Annotated in this window: 9 protein-coding genes; 5 read left to right on the plus strand and 4 right to left on the minus strand. The window is 60.9% G+C overall.

Annotated features, from left to right (window positions below; translation table 11 throughout):
- Both parC and ACM6IK_RS24840 read left to right on the plus strand, forming a co-directional pair.
- On the plus strand, positions 1–2,271 hold the full coding sequence (gene parC / locus ACM6IK_RS24835) for a DNA topoisomerase IV subunit A (RefSeq protein ID WP_414876417.1): 2,271 nt from the start codon (positions 1–3) through the stop codon (positions 2,269–2,271).
- Positions 2,272–2,455: 184 nt separating this feature from the next.
- Positions 2,456–3,169, plus strand: coding sequence for a membrane integrity-associated transporter subunit PqiC (locus tag ACM6IK_RS24840; RefSeq protein WP_223545702.1), 714 nt, complete (start codon positions 2,456–2,458; stop codon positions 3,167–3,169).
- A gap of 265 nt (positions 3,170–3,434) precedes the next feature.
- Here the strand turns inward: ACM6IK_RS24840 and ACM6IK_RS24845 are convergent, their stop codons facing one another.
- Positions 3,435–4,952, minus strand: coding sequence for an AhpA/YtjB family protein (locus ACM6IK_RS24845; protein WP_414876418.1), 1,518 nt, complete (start codon positions 4,950–4,952; stop codon positions 3,435–3,437).
- Positions 4,953–5,087: 135 nt separating this feature from the next.
- On the opposite strand from ACM6IK_RS24845, the gene serB reads away from it, so the two are divergent.
- Positions 5,088–6,302, plus strand: coding sequence for a phosphoserine phosphatase SerB (gene serB / locus ACM6IK_RS24850; protein ID WP_414876419.1), 1,215 nt, complete (start codon positions 5,088–5,090; stop codon positions 6,300–6,302).
- Positions 6,303–6,422: 120 nt separating this feature from the next.
- Here the strand turns inward: serB and asd are convergent, their stop codons facing one another.
- Genes asd through ACM6IK_RS24865 form a run of 3 tightly spaced genes read right to left on the minus strand, consistent with a single transcriptional unit; the run spans position 6,423 to position 9,699 of the window.
- On the minus strand, positions 6,423–7,283 hold the full coding sequence (gene asd / locus ACM6IK_RS24855; protein WP_414876420.1) for an archaetidylserine decarboxylase: 861 nt from the start codon (positions 7,281–7,283) through the stop codon (positions 6,423–6,425).
- Positions 7,284–7,301: 18 nt separating this feature from the next.
- Positions 7,302–8,117, minus strand: coding sequence for a thiosulfate sulfurtransferase (gene rhdA, locus ACM6IK_RS24860; RefSeq protein WP_414876421.1), 816 nt, complete (start codon positions 8,115–8,117; stop codon positions 7,302–7,304).
- A 43-nt stretch (positions 8,118–8,160) separates the two neighbouring features.
- Positions 8,161–9,699: an HDOD domain-containing protein gene (locus ACM6IK_RS24865; RefSeq protein ID WP_414876422.1), complete on the minus strand. Its 1,539-nt coding sequence runs from the start codon at positions 9,697–9,699 to the stop codon at positions 8,161–8,163.
- Positions 9,700–9,866: 167 nt separating this feature from the next.
- Between ACM6IK_RS24865 and motA the strand changes: the two genes are divergently transcribed.
- Positions 9,867–10,718 (plus strand): flagellar motor stator protein MotA, encoded by an 852-nt coding sequence (gene motA / locus ACM6IK_RS24870; RefSeq protein ID WP_414876423.1) that lies wholly within the window; start codon positions 9,867–9,869, stop codon positions 10,716–10,718.
- Positions 10,719–10,721: 3 nt separating this feature from the next.
- Positions 10,722–11,750, plus strand: coding sequence for a flagellar motor protein MotB (gene motB / locus ACM6IK_RS24875; protein WP_414876424.1), 1,029 nt, complete (start codon positions 10,722–10,724; stop codon positions 11,748–11,750).
- The last annotated feature ends 398 nt before the right edge of the window (positions 11,751–12,148 follow it).

The raw sequence follows: 12,148 nt of genomic DNA on the forward strand, positions 1-12,148 counted from the left end.
ATGAGCGACTCCCTTGATCTCAGCCTGGACGGTGTAGAACGCCGCTCGCTGGCTGACTTCACCGAAAATGCCTACCTCAACTACTCCATGTACGTGATCATGGACCGTGCCTTGCCGCATATCGGCGACGGCCTGAAACCGGTACAGCGCCGCATTATTTATGCGATGAGCGAGTTGGGGCTGGACGCCGATTCCAAGCACAAGAAGTCGGCGCGTACCGTCGGTGACGTGCTCGGTAAGTTCCACCCTCACGGCGATTCGGCCTGCTACGAAGCCATGGTGCTGATGGCCCAGCCGTTCAGCTATCGCTACACGCTGGTCGACGGCCAGGGCAACTGGGGTGCGCCGGATGATCCCAAGTCCTTCGCCGCCATGCGTTACACCGAAGCGCGGCTGTCGCGTTATTCCGAAGTGCTGCTCAGCGAACTGGGTCAGGGCACGGCGGACTGGGGGCCGAACTTCGACGGCACGCTGGACGAGCCACTGGTCTTGCCGGCCCGCCTGCCGAACATTCTGCTCAACGGCACCACTGGCATTGCCGTGGGCATGGCCACCGACGTTCCGCCGCACAACCTGCGCGAAGTCGCCACCGCCTGCGTGCGTTTGCTCGACGAGCCCAAGGCCACGGTCGAACAGCTCTGCGAACACATCCAGGGCCCGGACTACCCGACCGAAGCGGAAATCATCACCCCGCGCGCCGACCTGCTGAAAATCTACGAAACCGGTCGTGGCTCGGTGCGTATGCGCGCCGTGTATCACATCGAAGACGGCGACATCATCGTCACCGCGCTGCCGCATCAAGTCTCGGGCGCCAAGGTGCTGGAGCAGATCGCCGCGATGATGCAGGCCAAGCCGTCCAAGGCGCCGCAAATTGCCGACCTGCGTGACGAATCCGACCACGAAAACCCGTGCCGGATCGTGATCATTCCGGGTGCCCGGAAAAACTTCGACCACGATGCCTTGATGCAGCACCTGTTCGCCAGCACCGAGCTGGAGTCGAGCTATCGGGTCAACATCAACATCATCGGCCTGGACGGTAAGCCGCAGCTGAAGAACCTGCGTGCGCTGCTGGTCGAATGGCTGGAGTTCCGGGTGCAGACCGTGCGTCGTCGCCTGCAATTCCGCCTCGACAAGGTCGAGCGTCGCCTGCACCTGTTGGACGGTTTGTTGATTGCCTACCTCAACCTGGATGAAGTGATCCACATCATCCGTACCGAGGAGCACCCGAAAGCCGCGCTGATCGAGCGCTTCGCCCTGAGCGAAATCCAGGCCGACTACATCCTCGACACCCGTCTGCGTCAGTTGGCGCGACTGGAAGAGATGAAGCTGCGTGCCGAGCAGGATGAACTGCTCAAGGAACAAGCCAAGCTGCAAGCCCTGCTGAGCAGCGAAGCCAAGTTGAAAAAACTGGTGCGCAGCGAACTGATCAAGGACGCGGAAACCTACGGTGATGACCGCCGGTCGCCTATTGTCGAACGCGCCGAGGCCAAGGCCCTGACCGAGCACGATCTGCTGCCGAACGAGAAAGTGACGGTCGTGCTGTCAGAAAAAGGTTGGATTCGCTCCGCCAAAGGCCACGAAATCGATGCCACCGGGCTTTCCTACAAGGCCGGCGACGGTTTCAAGGCGCTGGCAGCCGGGCGTTCCAACCAGTTCGCGGTGTTTATCGACTCCACCGGCCGCAGTTATTCGGTGGCCGCCCACACCTTGCCGTCGGCCCGTGGCCAGGGCGAACCGCTGACCGGTCGCCTGACGCCGCCGCCAGGGGCGAGTTTCGAATGCGTGCTGATGCCGGAAGACGATGCGCTGTACGTGATCGCTTCCGACGCCGGCTACGGATTCGTGGTCAAAGGTGAAGACCTGCAGGCCAAGAACAAGGCGGGCAAGGCCTTGTTGAGTCTGCCAAACAATGCCAAGGTCATGCTGCCGCGCCCGGTGGCTGATCGTGAGCAGAACTGGCTGGCGTCGGTGACGACCGAAGGTCGCCTGCTGATCTTCAAGATCAGCGACCTGCCACAATTAGGTAAGGGCAAAGGCAACAAGATCATCGGGATTCCTGGTGAGCGAGTGGCCAGTCGCGAAGAGTATGTGACGGACATCGCCGTATTGCCGGACGGGGCAACACTGGTGTTGCAGGCCGGGAAACGTACCCTGTCACTGAAAGCGGACGACCTCGAGCACTACAAGGGTGAACGTGGTCGTCGTGGCAACAAATTGCCGCGTGGCTTCCAAAGGGTCGATGCGCTGCTCGTCGAAAATTCGATCAATTGACCGAAGAGTGGGAGTTAGAGGCGCCGATCTACGATTTAACCCGTAGTTCGGCGCTTTGCACTGGAGTCGGAACGCATATTCACGGATGATATGGCCTTTCAAGCGCCGGCATTGCCGCGCGTTCTTCATATTTGTTGAGTATTTTTACTGTGGTCAGCCTTTTTACGATCACCTGGATGGGACGATGACTGCTCTGCGCCTTCCTTTTATTCTTATGCTCGCCGGCGTTCTTGGCCTGGCGGGTTGCAGCGTTCACCAGCCGGTGTCGTTGTATCAGCTGGACGCTGGTAGTCCGGTTCAGCCCGCACAGAACGCGGGCATGGCGGTATTGTTGGGGCCGGTCACCGTGGCCGACTACCTGCAACGCGAAACCCTGTTGCAGCGCCAGCCCGATGGCAGCCTGCAAGCCTCGACCGACGGTCGTTGGGCAGGCAGCCTTTCGTCGGATATCGATCAGCTGCTGCTGCGTCAGGTCGCAGGTCACCTGGACAGTCAGCGCGTAGTGCTGGCCCCGGCGACAGTGGGCTTCACCCCGGATGTTCAGGTGCTGCTGACTATCACGCGCCTGGATTCGGGTGCAAAACAACCGGCGATCCTCGACGCGCAATGGCGCTTGATCGACCGTCGCGGACAGGTCCGTGACAACCGCATCATCCATTTGCAGGAACAGCATGCCGGTAGTACGGCGGCTCAGGTTCAGGCCCAGGGTGTGTTGCTGCAACGTCTGGCCGAGCAATTGTCGGTGGCACTGAAGCCGCTGGCCAATCAGCCACCGATCGCCGAAGCCCCGCGCAAGCCGGCTGCCAAGGCGGCAGCACCTGCGGTAGAACAGGAAAAACAGCCGAAGATCCCGATGGCCGCGCCGGTCCGGACGGATATGGAAGTGTTCCGCTTCTGACCCTGGATGGATTTGAAACAAAGCCCGTATTGATGCGGGCTTTGTTGTTTCTGCAGGTTGGAGATCTTTATCGTCAGTTCCGGTCTCTTCGCTGGCAAGCCAGCTCCTACAGGTTTTGCGTCGTTCACAAAGTTGTGGGCTTACACTGATCCATTGTAGGAGCTGGCTTGTCGGGTCGCCGCATCGCAGCGAAAGCGTCAGAGCAGGCCACAAAAAAGCCCGCAAACGATCACTCATCTGCGGGCTCTTTTATTGCTCCTGGCGGTTACGCCCGGCGTTCATGCATCCGCGCCAATTGCCGTTCAAGCATCGACGGATACGGTTCCATCAACCGTTCCACGCAGCATGCACCTTCAGGGCTGGCAATCGGGCGGATCCGTGCACGCTGGCGGATCAGTGCATCGTCGCTGATCTTGCGCTCCACCAGCAGCAGGTTGCGGCTGTGTTGCGACAGGGCCAGGGCGTCCTGGGCGGAGTCGGTCAGCAGCAGGTCGATCTGGCTCAGGCCGAACAGTTCGTCACCGAGGGTCAAGCCCAGCTGCAATTGCAGGGTGATGCCGCTGTCCGCGACTTCGATCTGCAACTGGTGGCCCAGGGCTCGCAGCAGCTCGCCACAGCAAATGGCGTTGGTCAGGTAATCGTCGCCGCTGTCTTCGGTGTGGAACAGCATCAGCGTGCTGCCATCGTTCAAGGTCTCCACTTCGCCCTGATACAGGGAAGCGGCCTGGTCGAGGCAGTCGCGATAGCGTTCGAGCAGTTCTTCAAGGCGCGCCCGAGGCAGGCGTCGCAGTTGTTCCTGGGAGCCCAGTTGCACTGCCAGCACCGCGCTGTGTTGCGGCACGCTCGGCGTGGCCTTGCGAATCACCGGTTGCGGGTTGCTGTCCAGCGACTCGTCGCGCAGGTCGGCGAACGGGTCTTCATCGTCGTCGTCCTCGACGGTGCTGACAATCTGCCGTGGCGCCGGTTTGAGCGCCGCTACCGGGCGGCTCTCATCGAAACTCGGGTCGCGCAGGTTACGGACTTCGAAGGCCGGGTCGACCTCGTCATCGACGTCGTCGAACTCCGGTTCCGGCTCCGGCACAGGGGCGGGCTCCGGGGCGAAGTTGGCGTGCAGCTGGCGCGCCAGGTCACCGATTTCGTCCTGACGGTCGGTGGCCGGGGTGTATTCATCGATATTGCGCAGCCAAACCCGCAATTGCAGCAGCGGCGTGGAGAGATAACGCCCCATGCGCAGGCTCAGGGCCAGGGACAGGGCCAGCAGGATGGCGCTCAGAATGCCCATGCTCTGCAGGCTGATGGTCATCGGCTGTTGGAACTGGTCCATGTCCAGGCTGATGCGCAATTGCCCGGCAGTCACGTCCTGGAAGGTGATCTTGCTCTGGTACATGCCCTCGGCTTCGCCTAGCAGGCTATGCTTGGGACGCTGACCGGATTCGGCGAGGATACGGTTGTCCGGGCTGTAGATGGCCGCGTGGGCCACCAGCTTGTTCTTGGTCAGGTTATTGAGCAGCACATTGAGGCTGAGGATGTCGTTGGACACCAACAGCTCGGTGGCCGAGGTGGCCGTCTGCGTGGTCAGGCTTTCGCCCAGCGCATCCGCCTGCTCGTGCATGGCCTGCTTGAACTGCAAGCCCATCACACCGGCATAGATGACCAGGGCCAGGGCGACCAGGATCACGTTATGGCTGGCGATGCGCAATGCAATCGGTACACGGCGGTGGCGCAGTGCCCGGAAGATCAGCAGGAAGAAGTTGTCGGTTTTTACTGGCGTGGGCCGGTTCACTTGAGCTCGGCTCTTTTGTCCGTGAAGTTGACGCGCAGTATAGCGACAGGCCCTAGGTCGTCAAAGCGCTCGCGGTGCCCGATGGTCACTGAAAGTGGGTAGAATGCGGTTTTTTTCCACCTGCGGGGGTGCGCCTTGCGCGAAATCGTCCTGATAAACATCACGGGAGTCGACCGTCCGGGTCTGACTGCGGCCATTACCGGCGTTCTGGCCCAGGGTGGTGTGAACATTCTCGACATCGGTCAGGCGGTGATCCACGACACCTTGTCGTTCGGCATCCTGGTTGAAATTCCCGACACCGAACAAGGCAAGTCCGTGCTCAAGGACATCCTGTTCAAGGGGTACGAGCTCGATCAACAGGTGCGTTTCACGCCGGTGTCCGAAGAGGATTACCAGCAGTGGGTCGGCAACCAGGGTAAAAAACGCCACATCGTGACCCTGTTGACCCGCAAGGTGACAGCCGGGCAGTTGCAGGCCGTGAGTTCGATCACCGCCAAATATGGCCTGAACATCGACCACATCGATCGTCTGTCCGGGCGTATGCCGCTGGATACGCCGGCCGACAAGGGCAAGGGGTGCATCGAGTTTTCCGTGCGTGGCGAGGCGGCTGATCCGCAGGCGCTGCGTGCCGAATTCCTCAGCGTTGCCCAGGAACTGAACGTGGACATCGCCTTCCAGGAAGATTCGCTGTTCCGGCGCAACCGTCGCCTGGCGGTGTTCGATATGGACTCGACGCTGATCGAAGCCGAAGTGATCGATGAACTGGCCAAGGCGGCCGGTGTGGGTGACAAGGTTTCGCAAATCACCGAGCGGGCGATGGCCGGTGAACTGGATTTCCGTGCCAGCTTCAAGGAGCGCCTGGCCTTGCTCAAAGGTCTGGACGTCAATGTGCTGGATTCCATCGGTGCCTCGCTGCGCCTGACCGAAGGCGCTGAAACCCTGTTCGCCGAACTCAAGCGTCTGGGCTACAAGACCGCGATTCTGTCGGGCGGCTTCACCTACTTCGCCAAGCAATTGCAGGCCAAGCTGGGTATCGACTACGTGTTTGCCAACGAACTGGAAGTGGTCGACGGCAAAGTCACTGGCGTGGCGGTCGAGCCGATTGTCGATGCGCAGCGCAAGGCCGATTTGCTGAAAGAACTGGCGCACAAGGAAGGCTTGCGCCTGGAGCAAACCATTGCGGTCGGCGACGGTGCCAACGACCTGCCGATGCTGGCGATTGCCGGGTTGGGCGTGGCATTCCGCGCCAAGCCGCTGGTCAAGCAGTCGGCCAAGCAGGCGATTTCGACCCTGGGTCTGGATGGTGTGTTGTACCTGCTGGGCTTCCGTGATCGCGACGGCCAGCTCTAAAACAACAGTAGGAGCGAGCCTGCTCGCGATGGACGTTAACGATGACGCGGGCTTTCTGAATGCACGCGTCGCCTATTCACTCATCGCGAGCAGGCTCGCTCCTACAGGTTTGCGTACAAATCAGGCCTTCGGTGAGCCCATACCCTGACCCATCTGCACCGCTGTACCGGCGGTCATTTCTTCAGCCCACTTAACCTGATCCGGCCCGAACAGCACGACAGCGGTCGAGCCCAGCTTGAAGCGCCCCAGTTCTGCGCCTTTTTCCAGGTGGATCGGCGCGCGTGCGGCTTCGTCGTAACGGAAGGTTTTCAGCTCGCGCTTCGGCGGCGTCACCAGGCCGGCCCAGACGGTTTCAATCGACGCCACGATCATCGCACCCACCAGCACCACGGCCATCGGCCCGCGCTCGGTGTCGAAAATGCACGCCACGCGCTCGTTGCGGGCAAACAATTCCGGAACGTTTTCAGCAGTGGTCTGGTTGACCGAGAACAGGCGACCCGGGATGTAGACCATCTCGCGCAGGGTGCCGGCCAGTGGCATGTGCACGCGGTGATAGTCCTTCGGCGACAGGTAGATGGTCGCGAAGTCACCGCCCATGAATGGCGCAGCGATTGCCGCATCGCCACCCAGCAGTTCCAGCACGCTGAAGCTGTGGCCCTTGGCCTGGAACACCCGACCATGCTCGATCGGGCCGAGCTGGCTGATCGCGCCGTCGGCCGGGCTGAGGATCGCGCCCGGGGTTTCGTCCAACGGACGGGCACCGTCTTTCAGTGCGCGGGTGAAGAACGCGTTGAAGTGCTCGTAGGCGGTCAGGTCTTCGACCAGCGCCTGGGACATGTCCACCTGATAACGCTTGGCGAACCAGGCGGTAAAGGCGTTCTTGAACCAGCGCACGCGGCATTCGGCGATGCAGCCGGCCAGTCGCGAGAGCAAGTTGTGGGGCAGCAGGTACTGGCTGAGGATAAACAGACGCTTGTTCATTAACTGTCCTTAAAAACCTTAAATCTCTACGGGCGTGTCGGGATGGTTACCCCATTCGCCCCAGGAACCGGCGTAGCCTTTGACCCGCGGATAACCGAGAGCCTTGGCCACCAGATAGGTGAAGCCAGAACGATGGTGGGTCTGGCAGTGGGTAATCACTTCTTTGTCTTTGCTGATCCCGAGTTGTTCGAGGACCTGCTGCATGTCGGTGCGGATGCGCAACTGGCGCGCCTGATCCATGCCGGCGGTCCATTCGAAATTGACCGCGCCGGGAATGTGCCCGCCCTTGGCTGCGAGGACTTTCTCGCCGGAGTACTCCAGCGGGCCGCGAGCATCCCAGATTGCCAGGTCGGCTGCGCCGAGTCGGCTTTGCAGGTATTCACGAGTGGCGGTGGGTTCATCATGCAAGGTCAGTGTAACCGGGCCACCCACGGACGGCGGGATCTGGATCGACATGGGCAAACCCTCTGCAAGCCAGGCCGGCAGGCCGCCATTTATATAGTGGTACTTGCTGTGGCCGATGACATCCAGCAGCCAGATGAAGCGCCCGGCCCAACCGCCGCCTTCGTCGTCATACACCACGTAGACCGCGTCGGGGTTGTGTCCCAGCTCACCAAACAGCGCTTCGAGTGCTGCCTGCGGGGGCATCAGTCCCGGGGCGGGGGCCTGGCCGAGCTGCGTGCGTTTCGGTTCGACAAAGCGCGCGCCGGGAATGTGCCCTTCGGCGTAGCGGGCGGTACTGGTCAAGTCCACCAGAATCAGTTCGCGGGCGTCGAGGCGAGGGAGCAAGTCGCTCGGCTCGATCACCAGCGGCAAGCCAGAGAAGCCAGACATGTGAGGTCTCCAGAGCACAAAAGGGGGGGATTGTAGCGCAGCCTTATTGGCCACGGTGGCTAAAGCTGTGCAGGGCTTTCTCGATGCACTGCGCGGTTTTGCCGAAGGCCTGTACGGAAACTTCCGAAAACGGTCCGCCGCCCTGGTCCGCCACGACGATCATGATCACCCGGCCATTGTTGACCAGCGAGCGCAGCAGCAGATGTTCGCCGCTGAACTGTGAACGCAGGCTGTTGGGCAGCAGGGCCGAGAATTGCGCGTTGTTGACTGGCGTCAGGCGCACTTGTGCCTGCTGCGCGAGCAGGCGTTGCAACACGTTGCTCTGGCTGACCACGAAGTTCAACCCGGCCGCTTCCTTCGGCAGGCCGGCTGTCTGGTGTGCGCGCAGGTTGGCATGAGTGCGGTCGGCCATCAGGATCATCACCCGACGCATGCCGCAGGCCACCAGGGCGTCCCGGGCGGCGATGGTCAGGTGCATGGCATTGGTGAAACGACTCGGCTCGACCAGCAATTCTGCGCATTGTTTGCGCCACTTCGCCAGGTCTTCGGCGGTGGGTGCCGCTGCCGGCAGCAAGCCCGCGTGGACACGGTTCATGCCCCACGGCCAAATCAGCGATTCGGCAGGGTGCCAGAGGTCGGGCATGGCGTGTTGGCGTGCGCTGTTAGCGGCTTGCTGGTGCAGTTGCTGTTGCACCTCGTCCATCGGCATTTGCAGATAAAGGCTGGTCAGCAATTGCCAGCGCTCACTGTGCGGGCTGTCCCAGGCGTGTTGCGCCGACAGCGCCAGCCCGTTGGCCAGTAGCACTGTGTTGGCTGGCTGATTGAGCCAGCGACGCAGGGTCGGGTCGTCATCGAGACGGTTCTGCTGGCGCAGTGGATGCTCACTGTCACGGGCGATGCGCAGGACTTTCACCAGCTCTCGCTGCTCGGTGAGCAACAGGCGATAACCCTGCTGCACCCAGATCGGCAATCGCCAGACCTCCACCAGCGCCTGGGCGATGTCCAGCAGGCGTACGCCAAACAATTGCTGTTCGACTTTGCGTGCCGACTCGCCTTTATGGATGACCCGCAGCTCCCACTCTTCGAGCAGTTTTGGATGGGTCAACGCCAACGGCCACAGGGGCGAAAGAAACAACAGGCTGCCCCAGTGAATGTCCTGCCACAGGCGCGCCAGGCGACTGGCAAAAAAACCGTTGGCTTGTTGCGTGGCGTGCTGGCTGATCATCTGCAGCTGACGCAAGGCTTTGGGAATCTCGGACTGGGGTTCGGCGGGCAGGCGCGCGAGCAGCTCTTCAGTGCGCTTCAGGCCGAGGCGGTTGATTGCTATTTCAAGGTTTTCCGCAGGCTCGGTCATGCTGCCATGGGTATGCCGGTTGGCTTCGCGAATCACGCTCAAGGCCAGGGCCGGACTGCCTTGCATCAAGTCAGCGATGTCGCGCAGTGAGCTGCGATTGTCACGGATGGCCTTGCAGACCCGGTCGTGGCTGGCTTGCGGGACGGGAAGACGTACGCCATCGAGCAGCTTGACCCAGCCTTCGAGCGTCGTTGGTTTTGGTGTTGGAACGTTCGTTTCGTTAACCATGGTGGGAGGCGATCATTGTCAACATTAGCTGGGCCCGGATGGGGTCAAATCAGTTTTTCGCCTGAACTGGCTATAGTCTGGCGCAGTTTTGCCGATAAGGAGAAGAAGAGATTTTTTAACTTCCGAATATGACCTTGAACCCGACTCAGTAAGTGCTCTCCTAACCTATGGCTAAAATTATCGGCATCATCGTCGTATTCGCGAGCGTGCTCGGCGGATACGTGCTTTCCCACGGCAAGATTGCCGCCCTGATCCAGCCTTTCGAGGTGATGATCATCGGTGGCGCCGCCCTCGGCGCATTCTTGCAGGCCAACCCCGGCTACATGACGATGCACGTGCTCAAGAAGTCCCTGAGCATGTTCGGCTCGCGTTTCAATCACGGCTTCTACCTTGAAGTTCTGGGCCTGATCTACGAGATCCTCAACAAGAGCCGCCGCGAAGGCATGATGGCCATCGAAGGCGACATCGAAGATGCCGCCGCGAGCCCGATCTTCGCCAAGTACCCGACGGTCCTCAAGGACGAGCGCATGACCGCGTTTATCTGCGATTACCTGCGCATCATGTCCTCCGGCAACATGGCTCCCCACGAGCTGGAAGGCCTGTTCGACATGGAACTGTTCAGCCTCAAGGAAGACCTGGAACACCCATCCCACGCCGTAAACGGCATTGCTGACGCCATGCCCGGTTTCGGTATCGTCGCGGCGGTACTGGGTATCGTGGTGACCATGGCTTCGCTCGGTGAGGGCGATCAGAAGTCCATCGGCCTGCACGTGGGTGCGGCACTGGTCGGTACCTTCTTCGGTATTCTCGCCGCCTACGGTTTCTTCGGCCCGTTGGCCCACTCCCTGGCACACAATGCCAAGGAAGAGTTGAACGTCTACGAAGCCATCAAGGCCTCGTTGGTGGCTTCGGCTTCCGGCATGCCGCCATCGCTGGCCGTGGAGTTCGGGCGCAAGGTCCTGTACCCGGCGCACCGTCCAAGCTTCGCCGAGCTGGAACAAGCGGTTCGCGGTCGTTAAGTTATGGAAAATAACCAACCGATAATCATCAAACGCGTCAAGCGCTACGCCGGCGGGCACCACGGGGGCGCGTGGAAAATCGCCTTCGCCGACTTCGCCACAGCGATGATGGCGTTCTTCCTGGTGTTGTGGCTGCTGTCCACCGCCACGCCGGAACAGAAGATTGCTATCGCCGGTTACTTCAAGGACCCGATCGGTTTTTCCGAAAGCGGCACGCCCTACATCATCGATCTGGGCGGCACGCCGACCCTGGCGCCGGAAAACACCCTCAACCCTGAAGTGAAATCCCAGCCGCAGCCGGACAAGGTCACCATCGATACCGACCAGGTTGAAGGCATGGCCGAGCAGGTCGAAAAGGAGCGCCTCGAGCTGTTGCTGCAAGAACTGCAGAACAAGGTTGAAGAGAACCCGCAGCTGCAGAAGTTCAAGGATCAGATCCTGTTCGAAATCACGCCGGACGGCCTGCGTATCCAGATCATGGACGCAGAAAACCGTCCGATGTTCGACTCGGGGTCGGCCCGTCTGAAACCGTATTTCGAAGACATCCTGCTGGCCATGGCCGACACCATCAAGGCGGTGCCGAACAAGATCAGCATCAGCGGCCACACCGATGCCAAGCCATACACTGGTACCGGTGATTTCGGTAACTGGGAGCTTTCGGCCAACCGTGCCAACGCCGCGCGTCGTGCGCTGGTGGCGGGCAGCTATCCGGATGCGCAGGTGGCGCGGGTGGTCGGTTATGCCTCGTCGGCCCTGTTCGATCGCGAGCATCCGTTCAACCCGGTGAACCGTCGTATCGACATCGTGGTGCTGACCAAGAAAGCCCAGCGTGCGATCGAAGGTTCGCAGGGGGCGGAACCTGCTCCCGATGCGCCGCAAGGTTCGGCTGCTCCGGGAGCCGCACCGACTGCACCGGTCGACCCGAACGCATTGCCGGCGGACAAGGAACCGCTGCCGGCCCACGAACTGCGCGAGCGTCTGAACCTGTTCGACGACCCGGCACCGAAACCGGGTGAGCGTCCCAAGCAGTGACCGACAAAAAAGCCGACGCCGATGTCGGCTTTTTTGTGCTTGTAAGAATGAATTCAGATCCGCTGCATGCGAAAAAACTCAAGGAATGAGGTTTGGTCTGAGAGTTGTGTAGGACGGGTCTGAGACCCGTAAACCGGGTTTTACTTCGCGCGGGGCATCGGTACAGTTTGCCAGTCGCCGACGAATCGGTGACGGACCTTAGCCGGTCGTTTGAGAGGAATGCACGAGCGCCCGTATAATCGCGGCGCTATTTGCTGCCTGACATATGTGTCTATGGTGGCTGTGCGTGGGACACCTTCGGGTGTGCCGGGTTCCTCTGACCGGTCGGCTAACCCGCGTACAGCTGCCACCCCCATTCGATTAGCCGCGAAAAGGGTGGGAGTTTCATCTTTCAGACG

It is taken from the genome of Pseudomonas sp. IT-196MI5, assembly GCF_949767415.1.
GTDB lineage: Bacteria > Pseudomonadota > Gammaproteobacteria > Pseudomonadales > Pseudomonadaceae > Aquipseudomonas.